The following is a 26,117-nucleotide window of genomic DNA, read 5'->3' as shown; positions in this document are numbered from 1 at the left end:
TGGTCAAGGTCGGAGCGCTGGCAGCGTGAAGAGCCCCACCGGGATGAATCATGCCCACCTGACCGGTCACCGATAGCCGCCCAACCGTCTGCCGAGGTCGCCGTCACGACCCCACAGGGTTTTTCAGGTCGAAGTAGCTACTACGCGATCGCGGCGTCGTCGCGACTCGCGGCCGAGCGCGGCAGATACGAGTCGTTCGAGGGATCGTTGTGGAGCAAGGGGATCCTGCCGTTCGACTCGCTCGACCTGCTGAGCAAGGCGCGCGGCGGCGACCTCGGCGTCGACCGCACATCCCGGCTCGACTGGGCCGATCTGCGCGAGCGCGTACGCACCGACGGCATGCGCAACTCGAACGTCCTGGCCATCGCGCCGACGGCCACGATCTCCAACATCTGCGGGGTCGGGCAGTCGATCGAGCCGCTGTTCCGCAACCTGTTCGTGAAGTCGAACATGTCCGGCGACTTCACCGTGACCAACCCGCACCTCGTCGCCGACCTCAAGGCGCGCGGCCTGTGGGACGAGGTGATGGTGAGCGACCTGAAGTACTTCGACGGCTCGCTCGCGCCGATCGAGCGGGTGCCCGACGAGCTGAAGGCGTTGTACGCCACCGCGTTCGAGGTCGAGCCGCGCTGGCTCGTCGACGCGGCGTCGTGCCGGCAGAAGTGGATCGACCAGTCGCAGTCGCTCAACCTCTACGTCGTGCAGCCCAACGGCCGCGCGCTCGACGAGCTCTACCGCTACGCCTGGCGTCGCGGGCTCAAGACGACGTACTACCTGCGCGCGCAGGGCGCCACGCACGTCGAGAAGAGCACGCTGCGCGGTACCGACGGCAGGCTCAACGCCGTCTCGCCCGTCACGGTGACGGAGCCGCCGGCCGAGGAGCCGTACGCCGAGGGCGCCGCCTGCTCCGTCGACGACCCCGAGTGCGAGGCCTGCCAGTAACCGTTGGGGACCCCGGTCGTGGTCCAGGCCCTGACCGGGGTCCCCGATGCGTGCCCCGACCCCCGCTGGGGTCCCCAACCACCATGGATGGAAGTGGTACCGACCATGACCACGGACACGACCGGGCTCGGCGCGATCGACCGGCAGGGCACGCGCGTGAGCGTCGACGACAAGGCGATGATCAACGCGCGGGCCGACGTCAACCAGCTGCTGCCGCTGAAGTACCAGTGGGCCTGGGACAAGTACCTCGCCGGCTGCAGCAACCACTGGATGCCGACCGAGGTGTCGATGCAGGCCGACATCGCGTTGTGGAAGTCGCGCGACGGCCTGACCGGCGACGAGCGGCTGATGCTCAAGCGCAACCTCGGCTTCTTCGCGACGTCGGAGAGCCTCGTCGCCAACAACATCGTCCTCGCGGTGTACCGGCACCTGACCAACCCGGAGTGCCGCCAGTACCTGCTGCGGCAGGCGTTCGAGGAGGCCGTGCACACGCACACGTTCCAGTACATCTGCGAGAGCCTCGGCCTCGACGAGGGCGAGCTGTTCAACATGTACCGCGAGGTGCCGTCGATCACCGACAAGGCGGCCTGGGCGCTGGAGTACACCCAGCACCTGGAGGACCCCGAGTTCTCCACCGGCACGCCGGAGCGCGACCGTGCGTTCCTGCGCGACCTCGTCGCGTTCTACGTGATCTTCGAGGGCATGTGGTTCTACACCGGCTTCGCGCAGGTGCTGTCGCTGGGCCGGCGCAACAAGATGGTCGGCATCGCCGAGCAGTACCAGTACATCCTGCGCGACGAGTCGATCCACCTGAACTTCGGCATCGACGCGATCAACCAGATCAAGATCGAGGACCCGTCACTGTGGAACGACGAGCTGCAGGCCGAGGTCAGGCGGATGCTGGCCGAGGCGTGCGAGCTCGAGGTGGCGTACGGCCGCGACACCATGCCGAACGGCCTGCTCGGTCTGAACGGCGACCTCACCGAGCAGTACATGCGCTTCATCACCGACCGGCGCTGCGGCCAGCTCGGGCTGACACCCGTCTTCGGCGCGAGCGACAACCCGTTCCCGTGGATGTCCGAGATGATGGACCTCCACAAGGAGAAGAACTTCTTCGAGACGCGCGTGATCGAGTACCAGACCGGCGGCGGGCTGACCTGGGACTGAAACCCGGGATCGGGCGCCGGGCGGCATTGTAGGCTCGTTCGTGAGCGAGCGGACGGAGGCGTACATGACGACCGAGACCCTGCGCGCCTACGGTGCCCGTCTCGTCGCCCGCTCGACGCTGCTCGGTCCGGCGTTCGTCGCGGCCGTGGCGTACGTCGACCCGGGCAACGTCGCCACCAACATGACCGGCGGTGCCAGGTACGGCTACCTGCTCGTCTGGGTGGTGGTCTCGGCGAGCATCATGGCCGGGCTCGTGCAGTACCTCTCGGCCAAGCTCGGGCTCGTGACGGGTCTGTCGCTGCCCGAGGTGCTCGGGGCGCGACTGCCCCGGGCGGCGCGGCTGCCGTACTGGCTGCAGGCCGAGGCGGTCGCGGTGTCGACCGACCTCGCCGAGGTCGTCGGCGGCGCGATCGCGCTCTACCTGCTGTTCGACCTGCCCCTGCTGGCGGGCGGCGTCATCACCGCAGTGGTGTCGCTGCTGCTCCTGGTCGTACGCGACCAGCGTGGGCAGCGCACGTTCGAGCAGGTCGTGACGGGGCTGCTGCTGATCATCGCCTGCGGCTTCATGGCCGGCCTGTTCGTCGACCCACCCGACCCGGGCGCCGCGGCCGGTGGGCTGATACCCGCCTTCGAGGGCAGCGGCAGCGTGCTGCTCGCGGCGGGCATCCTCGGCGCGACGGTCATGCCGCACGCCGTCTACCTGCACTCCGCGCTCGCGCGCGACCGGCACGGCGGTCCCGAACGCGGTGACCGCAAGGAGATCCTCGCGGTCACCCGCGCCGACATCGGCATCGCGATGCTGCTGGCCGGCGCGGTCAACGTCAGCATGCTGCTGCTCGCCGCCAGCGCCCTGCACGGCAGCGCGGGCACCGACACCCTGGAGGGGGCGCACGCGGCGATCGGCGCGAACCTCGGCACCGGCATCGCCCTGCTCTTCGCGCTCGGCCTGCTGTGCTCGGGCCTCGCCTCGACGTCCGTCGGCTGCTACGCGGGCGCGGTCATCATGCAGGGACTGCTGCGCCGCCGCATCCCGCTCCTGCTGCGCCGGCTGGTCACGGCGCTGCCGGCGCTCGTCGTGCTCGCGCTCGGCATCGACCCCACTGGGGCGCTCGTGATCTCCCAGGTCGTGCTGTCGATGGGCATCCCGTTCGCGCTGGTGCCGCTGGTGATCTTCACCGCCCGGCGATCCGTCGTCGGCACGCACGTCAACAAGCCGGTGACGACCGTGCTCGCCATCCTCGTCGCCGCGGCGATCATCGTCCTCAACGTCGCGCTGCTCTACCTGACCTTCACCGGTCGGTGAGGCGGGTCCGCCGCTCGGCAGTTGTCAGTGCCAGGCGATAGCTTCTCCACGTTGGAGCCCGGAGGTCTTACCGTGAGGGCGTAGAGGGGCCGCCGACGGGGCACCGGGGTGCTGAGGTCGAAAGACCCCGGGTACCGCGCGATCCTGCGGAAGGTGGCGAACAGCGACCCTGAGGCGTGTTGTGTCGCCACGGGGAAGGTCACGGCCCGGGCGACGTCGGCCGTGACTGTTCCTCCCTCGTCGACGACGGCGCGCGTCAGACGTGCCGCGGCGTCGGTGAGGTCGACCTCGAGGGCGGCGAGGTTCTCCCGCCTGCGGCCCGGGTTGGTCGACCTCGAGTGCCGTCGCCGTCAGCTTCTCCTGCGCCAGGTGCGCGTGGTACTCCACCTGGTCGGCGAACAGCTCCGGCGCGATCTGCAGTGCAGGACGCAGCAGGTGGTCGGGGAAGTTCGAGACGCCGAGCTCGCGGATCAGGCCGTCCGCCTTCAGCGCATGCAACGCAGGCTCGGTCTCCACGTCGTCGGCGGGCGGCCAATGCAGCAGCAGCAGCAGGTCGACGTGGTCGACGCCGAGGTCCTTGAGCGACTGCTCCGCGCTTGCCCGCAGCTTCTCCGGCGCGTAGTCGGCGAGCCAGATCTTCGTCGTGATCCAGAGGTCGTCCCTGTCGACGCCGCCACGTCCGATCCCGTCACCGACCTGTTCGTGGTTGCCGTAGGCGACTGCTGTGTCGACATGTCGGTACCCGGCCGCGATCGCGTCGGCGACGGTGTTGCTCGCGGTCTGGCCCGTCACCTCTCACGTGCCTATGCCGAGGGTCGGTACGTGGATGCCCCGAATGGTCTTGGTGAACGCAATGCTCATGCCCAGTGCAACCCTCCAACAGGAAACGATCTTCCGTGACGGACTGTCGTCGGCATACACGTATTGTCCCAGCCACGCTTCGTACGTCGCTATTCGGTCGTCTCTACCGATAGCTTTACGCCGCCCTGACAACACAGGGATGGATCTCACCGGCAAGGGGGACGTCGCGGCGGCCCTCCCTGCCCTCCCTGCCCTCCCTGCCCTCACTGCCCTCACTTCGGAGATCCTGGAGCAGCTCTTGTTCACCATGCCCATGCGGGTGACTTTGGTAGCGCTGGCTTGCGCGTTCATGCTCGCGCTGGCCGCACCGTTCGCGATGGCCGACGCCGATGGTCAAGACACCAAAGGTGGCCCTCCCGGCGACAACGGCACCGTCAAGGTGCACAGTTCTGGCACGTCTCCCGACAAGCCCCGCAACGAGCCGCACGTGTGTGAGTTCTATCTCGCCGCGTTCCAGTTCGACGCCTCTCAGGAGATCTCCTGGGAGATCAAGTCGTGGCCGCCCACCGGTAACCGCGAGGTCGTGAAGAGCGGCATGCTCACCCTCGACGAGAACGGGATGGGCCACACCGAGGACATGACGCTCCCCGACGGCCACTACAAGCTGTTCTGGAACTTCACGGGAGAGCATGGTGCGGCCAAGCACAAGGTCTTCTGGGTGAAGTGCCTCGACGCGACGCCGACGCCGAGCGAGTCTCCGTCGGAGCCGACGGAGGAGCCGTCACCTTCGCCGAGCGAGTCCGAGCCGAGCGAGTCCGAGACGCCGACAGCGCCTGTGCCGTCCGCGGTGCACACCAACCTCCCCGTCACCGGCTGACGCGCAGGTTCGCTGTCGCTTCCCCGATGGTGCTGCCCGCGTCGCCACTGGTGTCGCGGGCAGCGGCCGTTTCACTGGTAGACGGGCACCCGTTGCGCGCCGGCGCTCGCGGTCGCCGTGAAGAACCGTGGCGCGCGGAACTCGCGTTCCCTGTACGCGTTGGTCACGGCGTTCTCGATGCTTTTGCGCGTGCCGCCGCGGATGAGTGCGATCGCGCAGCCGCCGAACCCGGCGCCAGTCATCCTGGCGCCCAACGCGCCGGCGGCGAGCGCGGCGTCGACCGCCGTGTCGAGCTCGGGGCAGGAGACCTCGTAGTCGTCGCGCAGTGACCTGTGTGACATGTACATGAGCTGCCCGACGGCCGCGTAGTCGCCGCCGCGCATCAGGTCGACGGCGATCTCGACGCGTGCGTTCTCCGTCACCACGTGCCTGGTGCGCGGCCGTAGCCGCCCGTCGAGCTGGTCGAGCGCCTTGCCGAGATCCGCGGACGTGACGTCGCGCAGTGACCGTACGCCGAGCGCGAGCGCCGCCTCCTCGACGGACATCCGCCGGTCCGCGTACGCGCCGTCGACGAGTCGGTGCTCGGCGCGGGTGTCGATGACGAGCAGCTCGAGCCCGTCGCTATGGCCACGTTGCCACTGACAACTCCGCGGCGAGGTTCAGCGGTCGAGAGTCGCGCCGGGTGTCCGCAGCACCCGGGCGGCCGTGGCGTGGGCGGCCTCGGCGCACCCGGACAGGTCGGCGCCCCGCAGGTACGCGGTGAGGAAGCCGGCGGCGAACGCGTCGCCGGCGCCCGTGCGGTCGTGCACGTCGTCCACGTGCGGGACGTCGACCCGCAGCGGCGGCTCGCCCGGTGCCAGGACGGTGGTCGGGTGCTCGCCGTCCTTGACCACCACGACCGTCTCGGCGAGTGCCCGGTCGCGCATGAGCTCGAGGAACGCGGCCTCCGAGCGGTTGGCGAACAGGAACCGCGGCCGCACACCGGCGAGCACCTGAAGGAACCACGACCGGCCGTAGCGGCGCAGCAGGCCGGTGGACGAGACGTCGACGGAGACGGTGGCGTGCTGGGCGTGCATCCGGCGGACGGCGGCGAGCGCGGTGTCGCCGACGGGCCGGGCCACCAACGAGTACGCCGTCACGTGCAGGTGCGCGAGGTCGTCGTACCAGTGCTGGTCGACGTCGGCGAGCAGCGCCGACGCGCCCTGGTGGGGGAGCATCGTGCGCTCGCCGCGGTCGTCGACGAGCACGACGACGGTGCCCGTGGTACCGCGTCGTTGCACCCGGACGTCGACGCCGTACGACGCGAGCTCGGCGGCCAGCGCGCCGCCGACCGCGTCGTCACCGACGCAGCCGATGAACCTCGTCGGGTGCCGGGTTCCCGCGAACATCGCGACGTTCGCCGCGCTGCCGCCCCGCGTCCGGTACAGGTCGACCTGGGTGTCGGTCGCCTCCCGCAACGGCTCGGCGAGCCAGACGACGATGTCCTCCACGAGGTCCCCGAGGACCCCGAGCACGCGTTCCGACACGGGCCGCCTCAGCCGGCCAGCGCCAGGGCGATCGCGGCGCCGACCGCGATGTTGTTGCGGTACACCGCGATGTTGACGGCGAGACTGGTGCCGCCGGTCGCCGCCAGGATGTGGTCGAGGAGGAACGGGGTGATGTCGTGCCCGACGACGCCCTCGCGCTCGGCGGTCGCCCACGCCTCGGCGACGACCCGGTCGTGCACGGCGGGGTCGAGCTGGTGCTCCTCGGGCACCGGGTTGGCGACGAGGACGGCCGCGCGGAGGCCGAGCGCGTTGCGCGCCCGGACGATCGCCGCCGCCTCCTCGGGGCCGTCGACCGCGTACTCGACCGCGTGGCCGGAGTCCGCGACGTAGAACCCCGGGTACCTCGTCGTGCGGTAGCCGACGACCGGGATGTTCAGCGTCTCCAGGCGTTCGAGCGTGGCCGGGATGTCGAGGATCGACTTCACCCCGGCACTCACCACGAGGACCGGGGTGCTGGCGAGCGCCACCAGGTCGGCCGACTCGTCGAACGTGGTGCCCGCGCCGTGGTGGACGCCGCCGAGGCCACCGGTCGAGAACACCGTGATGCCCGTACGGTGCGCCAGCAGCGACGTCGCCGCCACGGTCGTGCCACCGCAGAGCCGCTTCGCCGCGGCGACCGGCAGGTCGCGGATGCTCACCTTGACCGCGGTGTCGTCGGTCGACAGCCGCTCGATCTCCGCGTCCGTCAGCCCGACGGTGGGGACGCCGTCGACGACGCCGACGGTCGCCGGCACCACGCCGGCGCCACGCAGCTGCCGCTCGGCCTCGCGGGCGACCTCGAGGTTGCGCGGGCGCGGCAGGCCGTGGGTGAAGATCGTCGACTCGAGGGCGACGACCGCGGCACCTGTGTCGGCGGCCTCGCGTACCTCGGGCGACACCGCGATCGCCGGGGAAGGGACGGGCTGCGGCATGGGTGGAGACCTCCGGGTCAGACGTGGTTGACGGGACGCGCCCTCGCGACCCTACGGCGTGCCGGTCGCGGCACCGATCGTGGCGAGGAACAGCTCGCGGTACCTGTCGCGGTCGACGTCGAGCGCCACGTCGATCTCGGCCGCGACCGCACCGTCGCCGTGCACCTCGCGCTCGCCGGGCAGGGTGCGGAGGTCGACGAGCGTCTGGCCGCGGCTGCGTCCGGGCGCGAGCTCGATCTCGACCGGGCACCGCCTGGTGACCAGGCCGGACGGTTCGGCGACGGCGCACACGGCACCGGCGTCGCCGAGCAGCCCGCCGCCGCCGTCGGGTACGCGCTCGTCGCGCCCGCCGCCGCGCGCGGCCTGGTGCAGCAGCAGCCCACCCGCCAGGCGCACGCCGGGCTCGGCCGCACCGGCCATCGCCTCGGCGACCCGTGCCGGCACCGCGACCCGGTAGAAGACGTCGAGTCCGTACATCGTCGTCGGCAGCCCGCAGTCCAGCACGATCGCGGCGGCCTCGGGGTCGTGCCAGGTGTTGAACTCGGCGACCGGCGTGGCGTTGCCGAGACCCGCTGAGCCGCCCATGAAGACGAGTCGCTCGATGTTGCCCTTGACCTCGGGGTAGGTGCGGAGCAGCAGCGCCGCGTTCGTCATCGGGGCGAGCAGGAGGAGTGTGACCGGGCGCGGCGAGCCCGTGATCGCGCGTCGCAGCAGCTCCACGGCATGCACGTCGACAGGGGTGCGCGCAGGCGCGGGCAGGTCGAGGTCGCCCATCCCGTCGGCGCCGTGGACGTACGACGCGTCACGCGGTGCCGCGACGAGCGGGCGTGCGGCGTCGAGTGTGACCAAGGTGTTGCGGACGACCGCGTCGACGCCGACGTTGCCGGCGACGCAGCTGACCGCCAGGACGCGCAGGCTGAGATGGCGCACGGCGAACAGCAGCGCCAGCGCGTCGTCCACCCCGGTGTCGACGTCGATGACGACGTCCGTCACGTGCCCCGTCATTCGGGGATGGTCCTGACCACACGCAGGGCGAAGTTGTCGGTGCGGTAGAAGCCCTCGGTCGTCAGGACCAGCGTGCCGGTGTCGGCGTAGCTGTCCTGCCGTGCGTGCAGCAGCGGCCGGCCGACGGGGACGTCGAGCAACGCGGCGATCGCGTCGTCCGCGGCGCACACGTCGTACGTCGCGTCCATCCTGACGAGTCGCATGCCCGCCGCACGGAAGAGGGTCGGCACGTCGACCTCGATCGACGACAGCGGCGACGGGTCGAACGGCCGGCCGTTCAGTGCGGTCGGTGCATGGTCGTGCAGCACCACGGTCGGGACGCCGTCGATCGCGAGGCAGCGTTCGATCCGCCAGACGGTCTGCCGTGCCCGGAGTCCGAGCGCCGCCGCGACCGCACCGGGTGCGCGTACCTTGCCCACCTCGACATGGGCGAGGGACGGCTCGTGACCGGAGTCCCTGATCTGGGCGGGGAGCGAACCGATGTCGTTGAGGTTGACGGCGCTGTCGGTGAACGACTTGCCGGCGGTGTCGGTGGCACCGACGAACGTCCCGACGCCCCAGCGACGGATGACGGCGCCCTCGACCCAGAGCTGGCGCAGGGCCTCCCTGACGGTCACCCGGCTCACGCCGAGCGTGGTGGCGAGCTCGACCTCGGCGGGCAGTCGGTCGCCGGGGGAGAAGTCGGAGGCGATGAGCCGGCGGAGCTCGGTGACGCTGGCCGTGATCCTGCTCGCGGGTTTGCGTACGGGCATGCGGCTACCAGACGCCGATGCCGTGGAGCAGGCGCGGACTGTTCGGGTACCCGTCCAGCACGATGGCCTCCGTCAGCGTGTCACGCAGAGTTCCGCGCATTGACTTGTGCGCGGGGTCGGAGGCCAGATTACGCTGCTCGCCCGGATCGTCTACCAGGTCGAACAGCTGCTCGCCGCCACCGCCGAGGAACAGGCTGTACCGGTACCGCGCCGTCCGGATCGTGCGGCACCAGCTGTGCGGCGACGCCTCCCAGTGGTTGTTGTCGCTGCGGATGTGGACGGCCGAGCGCCAGCCGGCGCCGCTGCCGCCACGGCACAGTGGTAGCAGTGACCTGCCGTGCAGCATCGGGATGCGTTTCGGCACCCGGGCGCGACCGAGGTCGGGACGGGGCAGGACGGGCTGGTCGAGACCGGCCAGGTCGTAGACGGTCGGTGCGATGTCGCCGAGGTCGACCAGCTCCCACCGCGTCGTCGCCGCCGCGAGGCCGGGGCCGCGGACGAGCAGGGGAACGCGCACGCACGCGTCGTAGTGGCGCTCCCACTTGCCGAGCAAGCCATGGTCGTGGAGCAGCTCGCCGTGATCGGACGTGAAGACGACGTAGGTGTCGCCGGTGCGCCCGGTCCGGTCGAGACAGTCGAGCAGCCGGCCGAGCTCGGCGTCGAGGTGGGCGAGGTCGGCGAAGTACATGCGACGGTCGTGCCGCCAGTCGCAGGACGCCCAGCTGGGCTCCGGGTAGCGGTCGCGCCGGAAGTACGCCGGTGCCCGCGTCGCGTGCCACTCGGCCGGCAGCGGCTCGGGCAGTCGTGCGGTGTCGACGAGCGGGACGTACGCCGCCGGCGGCGCGAACGGGTTGTGCGGCTGGACGTAGCTGACGTGCGCGAAGAACGGCGTGTCGTCCGGCACGCCGGCGACGAACTCGACGGCGCGGTCGGTGATCCACGCCGACTGCGACACCTCGGCGGGGAAGGGCAGCGGGTACGCCTCGTCGTCCGCCTCTGGGCAGCCGTCGGTCGCCCAGACGATGTCGCGTCTGGCCTGCTCGATCTCGGCCCGCAGGTCACGATGGTCGGGGCCGTGGTCGTCGAGCCCCTCGGTCATGGTCATCCACACGGTCGCCTGGGCGGCCCGGTAGTGCTCGGGGTGGGTCGCCTCGACCCAGTCGAGCCACGCCCCGGTCCGCTGGTCCTCGGTGACGTGGGTGACGTCGAATCCGTACGGCCGGTAGTCGGGTGTGCCGCCGACGACCTGCGGCAGCAGGTGCAGCTTGCCGAACGCGCCGGTCACCCAGCCGTGGCGTTGCAGCGCCTGCATGAACGTCGGGACCGCGGGGTCGAGCCCGTACCCGCACTCGGTGACGCCGTGCCCCGTGCCGGTGAGACCGGTGGCCACGGTTGCGCGGGCCGGAGAGCAGACGGGGTTGGGCGTGAACGCGCGGGCGAACGTCACGCCCTCGTCCCGCAACCGGCGGAGGTTCGGCAGCGGCACCACCCCGTCGAGAGCGTGCTCCAGCCAGCGGGCGCCGAGCTGGTCGACCATGACGAGGACGACGCTCGGCCGCCGGTGCGGGTGTGGCGCGGTCATGCTCTCCGTTCGACGGGGACGGGAAGGCTTGCCGCGTCAGCGTCGGTCCACCCGGTGATGCGAGCCGCGGCCGTCGCGACGAGGGTGATCACCGTGAGGCCGGCGATGTACGCGGAGATCGACCAGGTGGCACCGCCGCTCGCTCGCAGCAGCAGGGTCGCGACGGTCGGCATCAGCGCGCCGCCGAGCACCGTGGCCAGCTGGAAGCCGAGCGAGATGCCGCTGTAGCGGTTCTCCGTGGCGAACAGCTCGGAGAAGAACGCCGTCTGGATGCCGTAGATGCCGCCGGACACCGCGCCGGCGAGGGCGTTGGCGAGGAACACGAGCGGGATCATCCGCGTGTCGATGAGGAGGAAGAACGCGAAGCAGGTGGGGATGATCAGCGTGGCGCAGATCGCGTACGCGCGCCTGCGACCGATGCGGTCGGAGAGGATGCCGCCGAGCGGTGTCGTGACCAGATACATGAGGCCGTTGACGAGATTCGCGGCGACAGCGACCGACCGCGGGAGGCCGAGCTGCGTGGAGGTGTACGAGATCGCGAAGACGCCCAGCATGAACCCGAACGCCGCGTCGGCGAGGTGGAGGCCGGTGGCGACGGCGACGTTGCGCGGGTGACGCCGCAGCGTCGCCAGCAGCGGGATGCGGCTCGTGTTGCCCGTCCGGCGCACGCGCTGGAACGCGGGCGACTCGGCCAGGCTCATCCGCACGACCAGGCCGGCGACGACGAGGACGATGCTGAACAGGAACGGGATCCGCCAGCCCCAGGCGATCAGCTGCTCCGTGCTGAGCGCGGCGAGCAGGATCGTCACGGTGAGACTGGCGAGGACGATCCCGGCGCCGCTGCCGATCTGGATGAGGCTGCCGTAGAACCCGCGGCGGCGCGCGGGTGCGCTCTCGACGACGAGGGAGACGGCGCCGCCCCACTCGCCGCCGATGCCGAAGCCCTGGACGAACCGCAGGACCGTCAGCAACAGCGGCGCCCAGATGCCGATCGACGCATAGCTCGGCAGCAGCCCCATGAGGAACGTCGCCGTGCCCATGATGCCGAGGGTCAGCGCGAGCATCGGCTTGCGCCCGAGCCTGTCGCCGAAGTGACCGAAGACGAGACCGCCGAGAGGTCGCGAGACGAAGCCGACCGCGAAGGTGCCGAACGTGAGCAGCGTGCCGACCGCGGGCGTGCTGGTGGGGAAGAAGACCTGGGTGAAGGCGACGGCGGTCATCGTGCCGTAGACGATGAAGTCGAAGAACTCGATGGTGTTCCCGACCACGGTCGCGACCACGAGCTTCGCAGGAGGTCGTCGTCCGACGGCCTCGCGGGCCTCGCTCGTCACCGCCATGAGGACTCCAGAAGTAAGACGTCTAGACCTCTAGTCTCCATGGATGGACGACGCTGTCAAGAGCGCGGTGTTGCTACGCGGGCCTCGGTACGACGGCGAAGGGGCTCAGGGTGAACCAGCCGGGAACGGCGCGGCGCAGCGCCTCGGGGCCGTGCACCTCGACGGCACCGGATCGCAGGGCGTCGGACCAGGGGAGGTCGCCGCGCCAGACCTGCACCAGGCGCCGCAGGCTCGCCGTCACGGTGACGGTCACCGCGTGGCCGGGATCGAAGTCGCAGACGTCCACCTCGCCGGGGGTGATCACGAGCCACCAGTCGCGCGCGGCCGCGCGTACGTCGGGGAACCGGAACCGCACCACGGTCCGCCCGTCCGGTGTCGCCCGGTGGTCGACGTTGCGGTGCATGTCCCACAGCAGGAGCTGCGGATCGAGGTCATCGTCGCCGAGCTCGCCGATCCAGCGGGTGCCCCAGATGCCGAGCGCCCGGACCACCGGTTCCAGCTCCTTGCCCGCCGGTGTCAGGACGTACCGTGCGCCCTTGCCGTCGTCCAGCCTCTCGACGATGCCGGCGCGCATCAGCTGCTGCAGCCGCTTCGACAGCAGCGTGGGGTTGATCCGTGGCAGACCGCGCCGCAACTCGTTGAAGTGCTGGCTCTCCGTCACCAGCTCTCGCACGACGAGGAGCGTCCAGCGCTCGTCGAGCAGCTCCATCGCCTTGGCGACCGGACAGAACTGGTGATACGGCGTCCCCATGCATGCACGGTAGGTCCGTTCCCGAGGGCGGGATCGGGAATCACCGACCTCGCGCGGACCCGGTACAGATCTGGTACTAGGTGTGGCGACCGCTTCTACCTAGCGTCGTTCCCATCGCGGTTGAACCGTTCGGAGGGAACAGAGATGACTGCACAGGTGGACGCGATCGAGGCCGATCGCGCGCTCAAGGCCAAACACCGGGCGATGTGGGCGGGAGGCGACTACGCGTCGGTGGCCGCCGAGGTGATCCCGGATCTGGGGGCGGTCCTCGTCGAGGCGTGCGGGATCGGTTCGGGAGACCGCGTGCTCGACGTCGCGGCGGGCACGGGCAACGTCGCGATCCCCGCGGCGCTCGCCGGGGCGAGTGTGGTGGCGAGCGACCTCGCACCGGAACTGCTGGAGACCGGGCGCCGGCTCGCCGCCGAGCGCGGCGCGGAGCTGGAGTGGCGCGAGGCGGACGCTGAGGCACTGCCGTTCGCGGACGGCGAGTTCGACGCGGTGCTGTCCTGCGTGGGGGTCATGTTCGCTCCGCACCACCAGGAGACCGCGGACGAGATCCTCCGCGTGTGCCGGCCGGGAGGCTCCGTCGGGCTGATCAGCTGGACCCCGGAGGGTTTCATCGGGCAGATGTTCGCGACGATGAAGCCCTTCGTCCCACCACCGCCCCCCGGTGCGCAGCCGCCGCCGTTGTGGGGGAGCGAGGACCACGTCCGTGTGCTGTTCGGCGACCGGGTCACCGACGTCACGGCACGCCGGCAGACGGTGCGGGTCGACCGGTTCGCGTCCCCCGAGGAGTACCGCGAGTACTTCAAGGAGCGCTACGGACCGACGATCGTCGCCTACCGCACCATCGCCGACGACGCGGACAAGGTCGCCGCCCTCGACCGCGGACTCGCCGAGCTCGCCGAGCGGTTCGGCCTCGTCGACGGTACGACGATGATGGAGTGGGAGTACCTCCTCCTGACGGCCCGCCGCGCGTAGGACCGGGGAGCGATACCGGAGCCCGTGAGGGGCACCCTCACCGTCCTCTGACACGGTGAGGGTGCCCCTCACGGGTTCGGCACGGGCGTCAGAAGTGGGCGGCGCCGGCGTACAGCTGGGCGATGACGTCCTCGATGTCCGGCTCCTCCACGGAGAGGTCGACCAGCGGGTACCGCGCGACGATGTCGGCGACCACCGGCGCCGCGCTCTCCCTGGCGGGGAAGGTCAGCCACTGCCGCGGCCCGTCCGTGCGGACGACTCGCGCGCCGGCGACCTCGATCGGCGCGGCCGGCTCGGCGAGGTCGACGACGAGGGTGCGCTCGGTCTCGCCGAGGCCCTGCAGGCCGGACAGGCTGCCGTCGTACACCAGGCGCCCGTGGTCGATGACCATCACGCGCGAGCAGAGCTGCTCGATGTCGGTGAGGTCGTGCGTCGTCAGCAGGATGGTCGTGCCGCGCTCCCTGTTGAGCTCGCGCAGGAACTCACGCACCTTGGCCTTGCTCACGATGTCGAGCCCGATGGTGGGCTCGTCGAGGTAGACGACCTCGGGGTCGTGCAACAGTGCGGCCGTGATGTCGCCGCGCATGCGCTGGCCGAGCGAGAGCTGGCGGACGGGCACGTCGAGCAGCGGGCCGAGCTCGAGCGCGTCGACGTACTTCGCCAGGTTGGCGTGGAACCTGTCGTCGGGCACCTTGTACATGCGGCGCAGCAGGCTGAAGCTGTCGCGCAGCGGGAGGTCCCACCACAGCGTCGTGCGCTGCCCGAAGACCACGCCGATGCGGCGGGCGAGTCGCACACGTTCCCTGGACGGGTCCACGCCCGCGACGCGGACCGTGCCGCCGCTGGGCACGAGGATGCCGGTGAGCATCTTGATGGTGGTCGACTTGCCGGCGCCGTTCGGCCCGATGTAGCCGACGATCTCGCCGCGGTCGACGCCGAACGAGATCCCGTCGACGGCGCGGACGGTATCGCGCCTGCGTCTCAGCCGTCCTGTCCGGCGTCGGACGACGAAGTGGCGTTCGACCGAGTCGAGGGCGATGAGCGGTCCTGACATCGTGTTCAGCTCCCTGTGCTGCGGTAACCGCGGATGGCGGTCTTCCAGGCGAGCGCCGCGACCGCGAGGAGTGCGGCGGCGGCGACGGGTGAGGCGAACCTGACGACGTCCGGCAGGCCGGTCGGCTCCGGGCGGTCGAGGATGTAGAGCACCGGCATCCAGTTGACGAACGCCAGCGGGATCGTGAAGGTCGCCGCGCGGACGAGGTCCTTCCCGAAGATGGTGGGCGGGTACTGCGTCATCGTGTTGCCGCCGTACGTGAACGCGTTCGACACCTCGGCGGCGTCCTTCGCCACGAACTGGAACGCCGCGCCGAGGGTGAAGATGCCGCAGAAGATGGCGGTGCCGCAGACCAGCATGAGCGGCACCATCGCGACCTTTCCCGCGGTCCAGTCGACGTCGACGGTCGCCATTGCCCAGACGAACACGGCGGTGGTCTGGGTGACCCGGCCGAGGCGGCGCAGCGCGAACCGGTCGGCGGCCGCCTGGACGAACGGCGACACCGGGCGCACCAGCATGGAGTCGAGCGACCCGTCCCTGATCCGCCTGCCGACCTGCTCGATGCCGCCGACGAACAGGTCGGCGAACGCGATCGCGATGCCCGACGCGCCGTACAGCAGTGCCACCTCGGGAAGGGCGAATCCGCCGAGCTGCGGCGTGTGGCCGAACATGATCCAGATGGCGACGAAGTCGAGACCGGTGACGAAGAACTGGCCGACCGCCAGCATGACGAAGGTCGCCCGGTAGGCCATCGTCGACCTGATCCACATCGCGGCGATGAGGCCGTACGCCCGCACTGCGTCAACCACCCTGGACCACCACCTTCCGCGTCGCGAGCAGCAGGACTAGCCGGCCGATCCCGAGCAGGGCGACCGCCCACAGGGTCTGGAAGCCGAGCGCGCCGAGCAGGTCGAGGCCCTGGTGTCGTTCCAGGAAGATGTCGGCCGGCACCTGGAGCAGCGCCGCCCACGGCAGCAGCCGTGCCACGTCGCCCAGCAGGCCCGGGAAGACGGTGAGAGGTAGCAGCATGCCGGAGAGGAAGATGCCGAGCGCCCCTGCGAGCATCTCCACGCCCTGCGACTCCAGCAGCCAGAAGCCGCTGAGTGCGACGAGGAACCTGATCGCGTAGCTCACGACGGTTCCGAGGACGATCGACACGGCGAACGCGAGCCAGGTGAGCGGATGCTCCGGCCACCGGAACCCGAAGACGAGGGCGCCGAAGGCCGTCGGGATGAGGCCGCGGGCGGCGAGGCTGAACGCCGCGCGGCCGAGGTCGCTCGCCAGGAACCAGGCCTGCATGTCGACCGGGCGGTACAGGTCGATCGCGATGTCGCCCGTCCGTACCCGGTCGGCGAGCTCACGCTGGAACGGGCCGCCGAAGACCTCGGTGACGGCGAGCATGGCCTGCCCCAGCCAGACGTACGTGAGGGCGTCGAGGGTGTTGTACCCGCCGACGCCGGGCCGCGCCTCCCAGAGCGCGACGAACGTGTAGGCGAGGATGACGCCGAACACGGTGTTGGTGAAGACCCCGGCCGCGGTGGCGGCGCGGTAGGTCGCGTGCCGACGGAAACTGCGCCAGGCGATGGCGGTGTACACCCTCGCCCGCCTCCTTTCCTTCGGTGTCCGGGCACGCGCGTTGTGCCCCCTGGTCGCGAAGACCAGGGGGTGGGAACCCAGCGGGCACAGACACGTATGGCCCCGCCCTGGTGGGGACGGGGATGTGCCGACGACGTTACCCGAGCGCGGCGGGCTCCGCTACCGGTTACCGCGGCGTGCGGTGGCTCGCGTCGTGCACCTCGCCGACGAGCTCCTCGAGGATGTCCTCGAGCGCGACGACGCCGACGACGCGACCGGCCGAGGTGACCATGCCGAGATGGGCGCCGTCGGCCTGGAGGGCGGTCGACGCGTGCAGCAGCGGCATGGACGCGTCGACGGACACCAGCGGCCTGATCGCCGTGTCGGGGAGCGGGACGTCCATCTCCGCCACGTCGAGCACGTCCTTGATGTGGACGAACCCGACCAGCTCGACCGCCTGGGTGTCCTTCCTGATCGGGAACCGGGAGTAGCCGGTGTCGGCGGCCACGCGCTCGATCTCGCGTCTCGTCGCCGCCTGCGGCACGGTCACCAGTCGGTTGAGAGGCACCGTGACCTCGAGCGTGGTGCGCCGTTCGAGGGCGAGCGCGCGGTCGAGCAGGCGTTCGCCGCCGGGATGGATGAACCCCTCGGAGACCGACTCGGTGATGACGTGCCTGAGCTCCGCCGTGGTGTACGCGGTCGAGATCTCGTTCTTCGGCTCCACCCGGAACAACCGGAGGATCAGGTTGGCCGTCGCGTTGACGAACCGCACGACCGGGCCGGTGAGGCGCACCCACACTGCCATCGGCGGGCCCAGCGCGAGAGCGGCCTTCACCGGGCTCGTCAGCGACAGGTTCTTCGGCACCATCTCGCCGAGCACCATGTGCGCGTACGAAACGAGGCCGAGCGCTATGACGAGCGCGACCGGGTGGATGGCGCCCTCGGGGAGTCCCACGTAGTGGAAGACGTCCTCGAGCTGGTGAGCGATCGCCGGTTCGGCCGCGGCGCCCAGTCCGAGCGAGCACAGCGCGATGCCGAGCTGCGAGGCCGCGAGCATCGTCGAGAGGTTGCGGATCTGCGAGAGCGCCATCCTGGCCGCCCGGCTGCCGGAGTCGGCGACGGGTTCGAGCTGGTCGCGGCGTACCGAGATCAGGGCGAACTGGCCGCCGACGAAGAACGCGTTGCCGGCGAGGAGGACGACGGCGAGGGCGAGGATCATCTCGACCGCCCCTCGTCCGAGTCGTGGCCCGGCGCCGGCGGACGCACCTGGAGGCGGTCGATGCGTCGCCCGTCCATGCCGGTGACGGTGAGGCCCCAGCCGTCGACCTCGACGCTGTCGCCCACGGTCGGCAGCCGCCCCACGGCCGCGAGGACGAGCCCGGCCACGGTGTCGTACGTGCCCCTGGGCGGGCGCGTGCCGAGCCGTTCCGCCAGCTCGTCGCTGCGCAGCAGGCCGCTGACCGACCAGGTGCCGTCCGGTTGCGCGACGGCCTCGGGCTGCTCGCGCTCGTCGTACTCGTCGCGGACGTCGCCGACGAGCTCCTCGAGGAGGTCCTCGAGGGTGACCATGCCCGCGGTGCCGCTGTACTCGTCGACGACGATGGCGAGCTGCAGCCCGCGCCGGCGCAGTGTCAGCAGCAGCTCGTCGCAGCGCAGCGAGTCGGGGACGCGTACCGGTGGACGCATCAGCAGCCGGATCGGGGTCTCCGGCCGACGCTCCGGCCTGACCCCGAACGCGTGCTTCACGTGGACGGTGCCGATGATCTCGTCGACGTTGCTCGCGTGCACGGGGAAGCGGGAGTGCCCCGTGGTCCTGGCCCGGTCGAGCAGGTCGGCGACGGAGTCGTCGGCGCGCATGGCCTCCATCTGGACGCGGGGGGTCATCACGTCGCCGGCCGTGAGGTCGCCGAACATCAGCGACCTGCGCAGCAGCGCCGCCACGTCGGGCGGCAGCGAGCCCTGCCGGGCGGAGGTGTCGATGAGGGACCTGAGCTCGACCGGGGTGCGGGCGGACCGCAGCTCCTGCTGCGGCTCGGCCCCGACGAGGCGGACGATCGAGTTCGCCGTGCCGTTGAACACGGCGATCGCCGGCCGGCAGACCGTCGTGAACATCCGCTGCACCGGCGCGATGGCGAGCGCGGTGCCCATCGGCCGGGCGATGGCGAGGTTCTGCGGGACGAGCTCGCCGAGCAGCATCTGCAGGAACGTCGCCAGCAGCAGGGCGATGACCACCGCGAGCCCGTCGGTGAAGCCGACCGGGAGCGGGAGGAGGTCGACGCCGGGGCTGATCAGGTCGTTGACCAGCGGCTCCGCGACGAAGCCGACGAGCAGGGAGGCGATCGTGATGCCGAACTGCGCTCCGGAGAGCTGGAGGGCGAGCTCGCGCACCGAGGCGAGCGTGGCCTGGGCGCGGCGGCCGCCGCCCTCGGCCACCTTCGTCAGCCTGGCGCGGTCGAGCGAGGTGAGGGAGAACTCCGCGGCGACGAACAGCGCGTTGGCGGCGAGGAGGGCGACGAAGACGAGCCAGCCGAGTGAACCGGTCATCGCTGGTACGGCGCGCTACTACAGGAACCAGCGGAAGAGGGTCTTCGGCGGCGGGGACGCTTACGACGTCGGCGAGTCATGCCGACACAGTGTTCCACCCCGGCGACGTGGTCGCGAGGGCCCCCCTGGTCGAGGTGTCAGATGCTACGAGCGGTGCGCCGACGGTGATGTTCGTGCGCCAGTGCTGACGCGTAACCGTGGTGCAGACCGTGCTCGTCACGCAACCAGTTGGCCTGTTCGTCGAGGCGGAGGAACGAGGGACCTTCCTCTATCTCGCTGAACCATTCTCGGAGATCTCTGCCCGTTGCCGCTGGGATCCGGTCGAGCAGATTGCGGTGCGTCTCCGGCGAATGGTTCAGGGACATGGCAGCCTCCCGATGCGCGGCTTTTTACGAGGGTGCCTGACGGATCGCCGAGAGGCAAGGGATTGTGCGAGGGAGACTGTGCCGATGCTAGGTTTCCGCGGATGCCGGTACCGGACGAGTCAGCCGAGGGTGTCTGGCGTGCCGAGGGGGAGGCGCTCGCCGCCGAGGTCGAGCGCGTCGCGCGCCGCCTGCGCGGGCTGACCGCGGCTCGCCTCGTGCGTGCCCTGCCGCCGTACGGGACGGTCGCCGACGCCGGCCGCCGGCTCGCCGAGGCGTTGGCCGAGGCGGGGCAGGCGGTCGAGGAGGGCGCCGAACGCGAGCCCGCCTGGCGGGCGCTGCCCGACCTCGCCGTCGAGGCCGTCGGCGACCAGGTCGCCGTCACCGGGCACGACCTCGCGGCCGCCCTCGCCGTCACCGCACCCGACGTCCGGGTCCGGACGCGGACGGGCCCGGTCACCGTTCGCGACCTGGTGGCGCGGACCTACGCCCTCGCCCACGAGATCAAGCTCGCCATCGACTGACCCGCCTGCAGCCCCGGTCCGCCGACGTCACATGGCACTACCGGCACCTCGACGACTTCACATGGCACTACCTGGTCGGATGCCACGTATGTCCTGGTTCGTCGCCGGTAGTGCCATGTCAGGTGGCCGAGGGACCGGTAGTGCCATGTGACGTGAGCGGGGATGGGTCAGCTCGCGGTGCGGCGGGCGGGGCGGTGGCGCAGGGCGGCGAAGCGGCCCTTGGGGCCGCGCTCGCGTCCGGCGACGGTGCCGCGCATGACCTCGAGCCCCGGGTCGCGGGCCGCCTCCACGGCGGCCTCGCGGACGGGGAGCACCTCGGCGGCCGGCGTCTCGCCGGCGCCGCCGGGCGTCGTGAGTCCCAGCGAGGCCACGACGGACGGCAGCAGGGCGCCCGCGGCGGCCGCGTAGCCGGCGGCGGAGGGGTGGAACCGGTCGGGGCTGAACATCTCGCGCGGCCGCTCCGCGAACTGCGGGCCGAGCAGGTCGCCGAGCGAGACCGCGCGGGCTCCGGCCTCGACCGAGGCGACGGTCTGGGTCGCGGCCAGGCGGCGTCCGTAGCTCCGTGCCAGGGCACGCAGCGGTTGCGGGATCGGCTCGATGGTGCCGAGGTCGGGGCAGGTGGCGACGACCACCCGCGCACCGGCGCCGCGGAGGCGGCGGATCGCGGACGTCAGCTGTTCGGCCGACGACGTGATCGAGCAGAGGTGGGTGACGTCGTTGGCGCCGATGATGATGACCGCGACGTCGGGGTGGGCCTGTCTGCGCAGGGTCGCGGTCACCTGCTCGCCGACGTGGCTTGAGCGCGCGCCGATCGCCGCGACGCTGTGCAGACGCACCGGGCGCCGCGACACCGTCGAGAGCCCGAGCGCGAGCTGTGCGCCGGGGGTCTCGACCGCGGACGTGACGCCGAGTCCCGCGGCGGACGAGTCGCCGAGCAGGGCGAGGGAGAGCGGTGCGGCCTCGGCGTCGGCGCCGGGGGCGATGTAACGTCCCGCAGCCGCCGGCGGCTCGGACATCGGCGGACCGACCGAGCGCCTCGCCCACAGGCCCTCGACGGCGAGGATGCCGCCCAGGATGCCGACTCCGCCGCCGCCGTACGCGATCACGGTGGCGAACCTCCGTGCGATGCCCACGCCAACCCCCGCTCCCGTCGTTCCCTTCTCCGTGACACGCACCGTTGATCACCAGCAACGTTAGTTCGCTGGTGGGGGGTGTCGCGTTACGCCACACGCCGACGGGTCGAGACGTCGGCGAAGCGACGCCGAACGTTCACCCGGCGTGTGCCGTGTGCCCGGTGGGCACGGATTTCACGCTAGTGAGGCCGGCCGTCGCGCGCAGTGGGGCTGCTCCCCGTCCCGCCGTGGGGCGCACCCCCGGACGTGCCGCGGGACAGCCCCACGTCCGGGGTGCCGGGGACCATCCCTAGCCTGTGCCCATGGACGTGTACGAGAACGTGCTCGATCTTGTCGGAGACACCCCCCTGGTACGGCTGCGGAGCCTGGCCGGGTCGGCGCCCTGTCCCGTCTACGCCAAGGTCGAGTACTTCAACCCCGGCGGCTCGGTGAAGGACCGCATCGCGCTGAAGATGGTCGAGGAGGCCGAGCGCTCCGGCGCCCTGCGTCCCGGCGGCACGATCGTCGAGCCGACGTCGGGCAACACCGGCGTCGGGCTCGCCATCGTCGCGCAGGCGCGTGGCTACCGGTGCGTGTTCGTCTGCCCCGACAAGGTGTCCAACGACAAGGTGAACGTCCTGCGGGCGTACGGCGCCGAGGTCGTCGTCTGCCCGACGGCGGTCGCGCCCGACCATCCCGACTCGTACTACAGCGTCTCCGACCGGCTCGCGAAGGAGCGCGAGGACGCCTGGAAGCCCGACCAGTACTCGAATCCGGCCAACCCGCAGTCGCACTACGAGACCACGGGGCCCGAGCTGTGGCGACAGACGGACGAGCGGATCACGCACTTCGTCGCGGGCATCGGCACCGGCGGCACGATCAGCGGCACCGGCAGGTACCTCAAGGAGGTGTCCGGCGGCCGGATGACCGTCGTGGGCGCCGACCCCGAGGGTTCGGTGTACTCCGGCGGCACGGGACGCCCGTACCTCGTCGAGGGCGTCGGCGAGGACTTCTGGCCGACGACGTACGACAGGGAGATCTGCGACCGCATCGTCGCCGTCAGCGACAAGGACTCGTTCACCACCACCAGGCGGCTCGCCCGCGAGGAGGCGCTGCTCGTCGGCGGCTCGTGCGGCATGGCCGTGGCCGCGGCGCTCGAGGTGGCGCAGGGCTGCACGCCCGACGACCTGGTGGTCGTGCTCCTCCCGGACGGCGGTCGCGGCTACCTGACGAAGGTCTTCAACGACGAGTGGATGGCGCGGTACGGCTTCGCCGACGCGTCGGCCGACACGACCGTCGGCGCGGTGCTGCGGGGCAAGGACGGCGCGATGCCCGCACTCGTCCACGCACACCCGCACGACACCGTGCGCGACGCCGTCGACATCCTGCGCACGTACGCGGTGTCGCAGATCCCGGTCGTCCAGGCCGAGCCGCCCGTGATGGCGGCGGAGGTGGTCGGCTCGGTCGTCGAGCGCGAGCTGCTGCAGGCCCTGTTCAACGGACGCGCGCGGCTCGCCGACACGGTCGAGCACCACATGTCTTCGCCGCTGCCGATCCTCGGCTCGGGTCAGCCGGTGTCCGACGCCCTCACGGCGTTGGAGGAGGCCGACGCGATCGTGGTCAACGTCGATGGCAAGCCCGCCGGTGTCGTCACGCGGCAGGACCTGCTGGGGTTCCTCGCCACTGGGTGACGGGCACGGGCTTCATCGCCTGATACCAGCTCTTCGACGGTTCGCGCCAGAGCAGGATCATGCCGGCGATGATGCAGAGCCAGCCGGGCACGGCGGTGGCGAAGTACGTCGCGGGCGGCGTCGCGAGTGCCACGCTGACCATGATCGAGATCGGTCCGGCGACGACGCCGATCATCCCGAAGACGATGACGAGGATCCTGGCCCAGCTCTTGCCGCGGTAGGCGAACAGCGCGATCACGCCCCAGCCCGCCGCCGTCAGGACCAGCATGACGGCCGTCTGCACCAGGCTCTGGGTGACCGTGGCGCTCATGTCGGGCCTGGCGTACGAGGGCAGGCCGAACATGTCGAACTGCGCCTCCATCATGGCGGTCATCCAGGGTCGGTACGTGCCGACCACCGCGGCCTGCGCGAGGCAGGCGAGCGCGGACACCAGGAGCAGGGCGCATGCGACCGTGACGTTGCGCGGTCGGTCGGGTGAGGTGTGGGCAGGATCCATGTGCTCAGCCTGCCGTACCTGCTCGGGACCGGGACCGGGCCCCGCCACCGACGGTGACGGTGCGTAGGCTCGGTCTGGTGAACCACCACGGATTCGAGACCCGGGCGATCCACGCCGGTCAGCAGGCCGACCCGGCCACCGGCGCGGTCGTCCCGCCGATCTACCAGGTCTCCACCTACAAGCAGGACGCCGTCGGTAGCCCGAGATCCGGCTACGAGTACAGCCGGTCGGCCAACCCCACGCGCACCGCGCTCGAGGAGTGCCTCGCGTCCCTCGAGGGCGGTACCCGCGGGCTGGCGTTCGCCTCGGGCATGGCCGCCGAGGACACGCTGCTGCGCACCGTGTGCCGGCCAGGCGACCACGTTGTGATCCCCGACGACGCGTACGGCGGCACGTACCGGCTCTTCGCGAAGGTGCTCGAACGCTGGGGCCTCGACTACACGCCGGCCAGCGTCCACGACGTCGACGCGGTGCGTGCCGCGGTCCGGCCGGGCGTCACCCGTGTGGTGTGGGTCGAGACGCCGACGAACCCGCTCCTCGGGATCGCCGACATCGCCGGCCTCGCCGGCGTGGCCAGGGATGCCGGTGCCCTGCTCGTCGTCGACAACACGTTCGCCTCGCCTTACCTCCAGGCACCGCTCGCGGGAGGCGCGGACGTCGTCGTGCACTCGACCACCAAGTACCTCGGCGGGCACTCCGACGTCGTGGGCGGTGCGCTCGTCGCCGGCGACGCCGAGCTCGGGGAGCGGCTGGCGTTCCACCAGAACGCGATGGGCGCCGTCGGCGGGCCGTTCGACGCCTGGCTGACCCTCCGTGGCGTACGCACCCTCGGTGTGCGCATGGACCGGCACTGCGACAACGCCGAGCGCGTCGTCGAGCTGCTGACCGCGCACCCACGCGTGGTCGAGGTGCTCTACCCGGGCCTGCCCGGGCACCCGGGGCACGAGGTCGCGGCCAAGCAGATGAGGCGCTTCGGCGGCATGGTCTCGTTCCGGTTGGCCGGCGGTGAGGGCGAGGCGATCCGCGTCTGCGAGCGCACCGAGGTCTTCACCCTCGGCGAGTCGCTCGGCGGCGTCGAGTCGCTCATCGAGCACCCGGGCCGCATGACGCACCTGTCCGCCGTGGGCTCGGCACTCGAGGTGCCCGCCGACCTGGTGCGCCTGTCGGTCGGCATCGAGACCGCCGACGACCTGCTGGCCGACCTCACCCACGCCCTGAGCGCCTGACGCTCAGCGCGAGCCGCGTTCGGTGCGCACCTGGTCGCGTACCGCCGGGACGACCTCCTCGGCGAAGCGGCGGAGCTGGTCGCGGTCGTCCGTCGTGTGCACGAACGTGTCGAAGCCGAGCTCCACGGCCAGCTCGGTGAGCTCGTCGACCCACTGGTCGGCCGGACCGTTGAGCAGGCCCTCGGGACGTCCGTCGGTGATCGTGCCGTTGATGTTCAGCACCCGGCGGATGTCGGCCGGGTCGCGGCCGGCGGACGTGGCCGCGTCGTCGAGCCTCGTGGCCATCGCGGCGAGCGCGTCGAGGTCGCCGCGCAGGGAGGGCACCCAGCCGTCGGCCAGCCGGCCCGTGAGGCGCAGGGCGCGCGGGCCGTACGTGCCGAGCCAGATCCCGACCGGGTGCGCCGGCACCGGCCCGCCGTGCGCGCCGGCGAGGCGGTAGTGCTCGCCCTCGACCCGGAGTCCGCGCTCACCGCTCCACACCGCGCGGACGACGGCGATCGCCTCCTCGAGCGCCTGCAGCGCCTCGCCCGGCGTGCGCCGCGGGCCGCCGTACGCCGCGATCGGGTCCCAGAAGGCGCCCGCGCCGAGGCCGAGCTCGAACCTGCCGCCCGACAGCAGGTCGAGCGAGGCCGCCGCCTTGGCGAGGACGGCGGGCGGCCGCAGCGGCAGGCTCACGACGTCGGGGAACACCCGGATCCGCGACGTGCGCGCGAGGATCATGGCGATCAACGACCACGTGTCGACGTACCGCCGCTGGTAGGGGTGGTCCTGGATCCCGATGTAGTCGAGACCGAGCCGCTCCGCCTCGTCCGCGAGGTCGAGCAGCGGGTCGTCGGCGTTCGGGACCAGGAAATAGCCGAACGCCAGGTCGCGTCCGTGGTCGGTCATCGGTGCCTCGCTTGTTCGGGAACGTATGGCACCCGATGAACCGCGCGGTACCGCCGGAGATTCCGGTGTCAGCCTCCGGGCTGCCAGACCATGAAGACGAGGATCACCAGCCACAGCAGCGCGATGACCCCGGAGAACGCCGCGATGCGCCCGGTCTGCACGCTCGCGCCCCGCGCGGACGCCGACTCCTTCGTCGACGTCGACGATGTGGCCGCCGGTGCGCGCTCGGTGTCGGTCGCGGCCTCGGCGTCGTCGGCCGCCGGCGGCGCGGGCTCCTCGGGCTCCGGGGTGAGGACCTTGAGCGCCGCCGCCTGGTCGCGCTGGACGATGGCGAACAGCAGGGCGAACGCGACGATGAACAGCGTCATCGCGACCGTGAGCCACGGCCGGCCGAGCTCGTCGCGGCCGAGTGCGAGACCGGTGAGGAAGACGAGCAGCGTGAGCAGGCCGAAGATGCGTGTCGTCAGGAGCAGGAACCGCACGACGGACGCGTCGCCGTTCCTGACGTAGCGCGGCGTGAAGGACGTGGCGAGGGTGACCGGGCCGAGGCAGAAGATGGCCGCCGCGATGTGCACCCAGAGCAGCAGATTGTCCAGAAACACGCGGGCTCGCCTCCCTCGACGTCGGTGCGACACACACCGTAGCCTCCCGCGCACGTCCGGGCGCGGACGGTGGCCCGCGTGGCGCTC

The 26,117-nt window shown here is 71.3% G+C and carries 26 protein-coding genes and 1 pseudogene; 8 read left to right on the top strand and 19 right to left on the bottom strand.

What is annotated here, in order from left to right; genetic code table 11:
• The 3 genes from GEV10_18200 to mntH form a co-directional block, all read left to right on the top strand.
• Positions 1 to 942: ribonucleoside-diphosphate reductase subunit alpha (locus GEV10_18200; protein ID MQA80385.1), on the top strand; the 942-nt coding region annotated here is incomplete at its 5' end.
• A gap of 105 nt (positions 943 to 1,047) precedes the next feature.
• Positions 1,048 to 2,109 carry a ribonucleotide-diphosphate reductase subunit beta gene (locus GEV10_18195; protein MQA80384.1) on the top strand — a complete coding sequence of 354 codons (1,062 nt, stop codon included), beginning with the start codon at positions 1,048 to 1,050 and terminating at the stop codon, positions 2,107 to 2,109.
• 64 nt (positions 2,110 to 2,173) lie between these two features.
• Entirely contained in the window at positions 2,174 to 3,412 is a 1,239-nt protein-coding gene (gene mntH, locus GEV10_18190; protein ID MQA80383.1) for an Mn(2+) uptake NRAMP transporter MntH, read from the top strand.
• Between the two features lie 24 nt (positions 3,413 to 3,436).
• On the opposite strand, the gene GEV10_18185 is transcribed toward mntH, so the two are convergent.
• The gene (locus GEV10_18185) at positions 3,437 to 4,204 is read right to left on the bottom strand and encodes an aldo/keto reductase (protein ID MQA80382.1); all 768 of its coding nucleotides are present in this window, start codon (positions 4,202 to 4,204) and stop codon (positions 3,437 to 3,439) included.
• Positions 4,205 to 4,526: 322 nt separating this feature from the next.
• Between GEV10_18185 and GEV10_18180 the strand changes: the two genes are divergently transcribed.
• On the top strand, positions 4,527 to 5,090 hold the full coding sequence (locus GEV10_18180; GenBank protein MQA80381.1) for a hypothetical protein: 564 nt from the start codon (positions 4,527 to 4,529) through the stop codon (positions 5,088 to 5,090).
• Between the two features lie 71 nt (positions 5,091 to 5,161).
• On the opposite strand, the gene GEV10_18175 is transcribed toward GEV10_18180, so the two are convergent.
• The 8 genes from GEV10_18175 to GEV10_18140 form a co-directional block, all read right to left on the bottom strand.
• Positions 5,162 to 5,635, bottom strand: coding sequence for a hypothetical protein (locus GEV10_18175; GenBank protein ID MQA80380.1), 474 nt, complete (start codon positions 5,633 to 5,635; stop codon positions 5,162 to 5,164).
• A 114-nt stretch (positions 5,636 to 5,749) separates the two neighbouring features.
• On the bottom strand, positions 5,750 to 6,604 hold the full coding sequence (locus GEV10_18170) for a sugar kinase (protein ID MQA80379.1): 855 nt from the start codon (positions 6,602 to 6,604) through the stop codon (positions 5,750 to 5,752).
• Between the two features lie 20 nt (positions 6,605 to 6,624).
• The gene (locus GEV10_18165; GenBank protein MQA80378.1) at positions 6,625 to 7,548 is read right to left on the bottom strand and encodes a pseudouridine-5-phosphate glycosidase; all 924 of its coding nucleotides are present in this window, start codon (positions 7,546 to 7,548) and stop codon (positions 6,625 to 6,627) included.
• Between the two features lie 51 nt (positions 7,549 to 7,599).
• Positions 7,600 to 8,553, bottom strand: coding sequence for a nucleoside hydrolase (locus GEV10_18160; GenBank protein ID MQA80377.1), 954 nt, complete (start codon positions 8,551 to 8,553; stop codon positions 7,600 to 7,602).
• Positions 8,550 to 9,305, bottom strand: coding sequence for a UTRA domain-containing protein (locus GEV10_18155; GenBank protein ID MQA80376.1), 756 nt, complete (start codon positions 9,303 to 9,305; stop codon positions 8,550 to 8,552). The genes GEV10_18160 and GEV10_18155 overlap by 4 nt, the downstream gene beginning before the upstream one ends.
• A 4-nt stretch (positions 9,306 to 9,309) precedes the next feature.
• Positions 9,310 to 10,887, bottom strand: coding sequence for a sulfatase-like hydrolase/transferase (locus GEV10_18150; protein MQA80375.1), 1,578 nt, complete (start codon positions 10,885 to 10,887; stop codon positions 9,310 to 9,312).
• Positions 10,884 to 12,224 carry an MFS transporter gene (locus GEV10_18145; GenBank protein MQA80374.1) on the bottom strand — a complete coding sequence of 447 codons (1,341 nt, stop codon included), beginning with the start codon at positions 12,222 to 12,224 and terminating at the stop codon, positions 10,884 to 10,886. The genes GEV10_18150 and GEV10_18145 overlap by 4 nt, the downstream gene beginning before the upstream one ends.
• 73 nt (positions 12,225 to 12,297) lie before the next feature.
• On the bottom strand, positions 12,298 to 12,975 hold the full coding sequence (locus GEV10_18140) for a transcriptional regulator (protein ID MQA80373.1): 678 nt from the start codon (positions 12,973 to 12,975) through the stop codon (positions 12,298 to 12,300).
• Between the two features lie 144 nt (positions 12,976 to 13,119).
• Here GEV10_18140 and GEV10_18135 point away from each other — a divergent pair, with 144 nt between their 5' ends.
• The gene (locus GEV10_18135) at positions 13,120 to 13,956 is read left to right on the top strand and encodes a methyltransferase domain-containing protein (protein ID MQA80372.1); all 837 of its coding nucleotides are present in this window, start codon (positions 13,120 to 13,122) and stop codon (positions 13,954 to 13,956) included.
• A gap of 88 nt (positions 13,957 to 14,044) precedes the next feature.
• Here the strand turns inward: GEV10_18135 and GEV10_18130 are convergent, their stop codons facing one another.
• The 6 genes from GEV10_18130 to GEV10_18105 all read right to left on the bottom strand — a co-directional run bounded on the left by GEV10_18130 (position 14,045) and on the right by GEV10_18105 (position 19,494).
• Entirely contained in the window at positions 14,045 to 15,010 is a 966-nt protein-coding gene (locus GEV10_18130) for an ATP-binding cassette domain-containing protein (GenBank protein ID MQA80371.1), read from the bottom strand.
• Between the two features lie 5 nt (positions 15,011 to 15,015).
• Complete coding sequence (locus GEV10_18125; protein MQA80370.1) at positions 15,016 to 15,780, bottom strand: transporter; 765 nt, start codon at positions 15,778 to 15,780, stop codon at positions 15,016 to 15,018.
• Positions 15,781 to 15,811: 31 nt separating this feature from the next.
• A complete protein-coding gene (locus GEV10_18120) occupies positions 15,812 to 16,672 on the bottom strand; it encodes an ABC transporter permease (protein MQA80369.1) in 861 nt (286 codons plus the stop codon).
• Positions 16,673 to 16,772: 100 nt separating this feature from the next.
• Positions 16,773 to 17,804, bottom strand: coding sequence for a DUF21 domain-containing protein (locus tag GEV10_18115; protein ID MQA80368.1), 1,032 nt, complete (start codon positions 17,802 to 17,804; stop codon positions 16,773 to 16,775).
• On the bottom strand, positions 17,801 to 19,129 hold the full coding sequence (locus tag GEV10_18110; GenBank protein ID MQA80367.1) for a DUF21 domain-containing protein: 1,329 nt from the start codon (positions 19,127 to 19,129) through the stop codon (positions 17,801 to 17,803). The genes GEV10_18115 and GEV10_18110 overlap by 4 nt, the downstream gene beginning before the upstream one ends.
• A gap of 137 nt (positions 19,130 to 19,266) precedes the next feature.
• Positions 19,267 to 19,494, bottom strand: a complete 228-nt coding sequence (locus tag GEV10_18105) for a DUF4287 domain-containing protein (GenBank protein MQA80366.1) — start codon at positions 19,492 to 19,494, stop codon at positions 19,267 to 19,269.
• A gap of 101 nt (positions 19,495 to 19,595) precedes the next feature.
• Between GEV10_18105 and GEV10_18100 the strand changes: the two genes are divergently transcribed.
• On the top strand, positions 19,596 to 20,015 hold the full coding sequence (locus GEV10_18100) for a hypothetical protein (protein ID MQA80365.1): 420 nt from the start codon (positions 19,596 to 19,598) through the stop codon (positions 20,013 to 20,015).
• Positions 20,016 to 20,133: 118 nt separating this feature from the next.
• On the opposite strand, the pseudogene GEV10_18095 reads toward GEV10_18100, so the two are convergent.
• Positions 20,134 to 21,142, bottom strand: a pseudogene (locus tag GEV10_18095) (SGNH/GDSL hydrolase family protein).
• 308 nt (positions 21,143 to 21,450) lie between these two features.
• On the opposite strand from GEV10_18095, the gene GEV10_18090 reads away from it, so the two are divergent.
• The gene (locus GEV10_18090) at positions 21,451 to 22,818 is read left to right on the top strand and encodes a cystathionine beta-synthase (GenBank protein MQA80364.1); all 1,368 of its coding nucleotides are present in this window, start codon (positions 21,451 to 21,453) and stop codon (positions 22,816 to 22,818) included.
• Here GEV10_18090 and GEV10_18085 read toward each other — a convergent pair.
• On the bottom strand, positions 22,778 to 23,314 hold the full coding sequence (locus GEV10_18085) for a hypothetical protein (GenBank protein MQA80363.1): 537 nt from the start codon (positions 23,312 to 23,314) through the stop codon (positions 22,778 to 22,780). The two genes, GEV10_18090 and GEV10_18085, sit on opposite strands and share 41 nt — an antisense overlap.
• Before the next feature lie 74 nt (positions 23,315 to 23,388).
• Between GEV10_18085 and GEV10_18080 the strand changes: the two genes are divergently transcribed.
• Complete coding sequence (locus tag GEV10_18080; protein MQA80362.1) at positions 23,389 to 24,540, top strand: cystathionine gamma-synthase; 1,152 nt, start codon at positions 23,389 to 23,391, stop codon at positions 24,538 to 24,540.
• A gap of 3 nt (positions 24,541 to 24,543) precedes the next feature.
• Here the strand turns inward: GEV10_18080 and GEV10_18075 are convergent, their stop codons facing one another.
• Both GEV10_18075 and GEV10_18070 read right to left on the bottom strand, forming a co-directional pair.
• On the bottom strand, positions 24,544 to 25,428 hold the full coding sequence (locus tag GEV10_18075) for an LLM class flavin-dependent oxidoreductase (protein ID MQA80361.1): 885 nt from the start codon (positions 25,426 to 25,428) through the stop codon (positions 24,544 to 24,546).
• A gap of 68 nt (positions 25,429 to 25,496) precedes the next feature.
• Positions 25,497 to 26,030 (bottom strand): hypothetical protein, encoded by a 534-nt coding sequence (locus GEV10_18070; protein ID MQA80360.1) that lies wholly within the window; start codon positions 26,028 to 26,030, stop codon positions 25,497 to 25,499.
• Between the last annotated feature and the right edge of the window lie 87 nt (positions 26,031 to 26,117).

It is taken from the genome of Streptosporangiales bacterium, assembly GCA_009379955.1.
Lineage (GTDB): Bacteria > Actinomycetota > Actinomycetes > Streptosporangiales > WHST01 > WHST01.
The sequence above is the reverse complement of the archived record's forward strand: the minus strand, read 5'-3'. Positions and strand labels throughout refer to the sequence as shown.

Bases quoted from the DNA above. Each gene is read 5' to 3' on its own strand.
- GEV10_18195 (MQA80384.1), top strand. From the start codon at position 1,048: ATGACCACGGACACGACCGGGCTCGGCGCGATCGACCGGCAGGGCACG.
- mntH (MQA80383.1), top strand. From the start codon at position 2,174: ATGACGACCGAGACCCTGCGCGCCTACGGTGCCCGTCTCGTCGCCCGC.
- GEV10_18180 (MQA80381.1), top strand. From the start codon at position 4,527: ATGCGGGTGACTTTGGTAGCGCTGGCTTGCGCGTTCATGCTCGCGCTG.
- GEV10_18175 (MQA80380.1), bottom strand. From the start codon at position 5,635: ATGTCCGTCGAGGAGGCGGCGCTCGCGCTCGGCGTACGGTCACTGCGC.
- GEV10_18165 (MQA80378.1), bottom strand. From the start codon at position 7,548: ATGCCGCAGCCCGTCCCTTCCCCGGCGATCGCGGTGTCGCCCGAGGTA.
- GEV10_18160 (MQA80377.1), bottom strand. From the start codon at position 8,553: ATGACGGGGCACGTGACGGACGTCGTCATCGACGTCGACACCGGGGTG.
- GEV10_18155 (MQA80376.1), bottom strand. From the start codon at position 9,305: ATGCCCGTACGCAAACCCGCGAGCAGGATCACGGCCAGCGTCACCGAG.
- GEV10_18150 (MQA80375.1), bottom strand. From the start codon at position 10,887: ATGACCGCGCCACACCCGCACCGGCGGCCGAGCGTCGTCCTCGTCATG.
- GEV10_18145 (MQA80374.1), bottom strand. From the start codon at position 12,224: ATGGCGGTGACGAGCGAGGCCCGCGAGGCCGTCGGACGACGACCTCCT.
- GEV10_18140 (MQA80373.1), bottom strand. From the start codon at position 12,975: ATGGGGACGCCGTATCACCAGTTCTGTCCGGTCGCCAAGGCGATGGAG.
- GEV10_18135 (MQA80372.1), top strand. From the start codon at position 13,120: ATGACTGCACAGGTGGACGCGATCGAGGCCGATCGCGCGCTCAAGGCC.
- GEV10_18130 (MQA80371.1), bottom strand. From the start codon at position 15,010: ATGTCAGGACCGCTCATCGCCCTCGACTCGGTCGAACGCCACTTCGTC.
- GEV10_18125 (MQA80370.1), bottom strand. From the start codon at position 15,780: ATGTGGATCAGGTCGACGATGGCCTACCGGGCGACCTTCGTCATGCTG.
- GEV10_18115 (MQA80368.1), bottom strand. From the start codon at position 17,804: ATGATCCTCGCCCTCGCCGTCGTCCTCCTCGCCGGCAACGCGTTCTTC.
- GEV10_18110 (MQA80367.1), bottom strand. From the start codon at position 19,129: ATGACCGGTTCACTCGGCTGGCTCGTCTTCGTCGCCCTCCTCGCCGCC.
- GEV10_18105 (MQA80366.1), bottom strand. From the start codon at position 19,494: ATGTCCCTGAACCATTCGCCGGAGACGCACCGCAATCTGCTCGACCGG.
- GEV10_18100 (MQA80365.1), top strand. From the start codon at position 19,596: ATGCCGGTACCGGACGAGTCAGCCGAGGGTGTCTGGCGTGCCGAGGGG.
- GEV10_18090 (MQA80364.1), top strand. From the start codon at position 21,451: ATGGACGTGTACGAGAACGTGCTCGATCTTGTCGGAGACACCCCCCTG.
- GEV10_18085 (MQA80363.1), bottom strand. From the start codon at position 23,314: ATGGATCCTGCCCACACCTCACCCGACCGACCGCGCAACGTCACGGTC.
- GEV10_18075 (MQA80361.1), bottom strand. From the start codon at position 25,428: ATGACCGACCACGGACGCGACCTGGCGTTCGGCTATTTCCTGGTCCCG.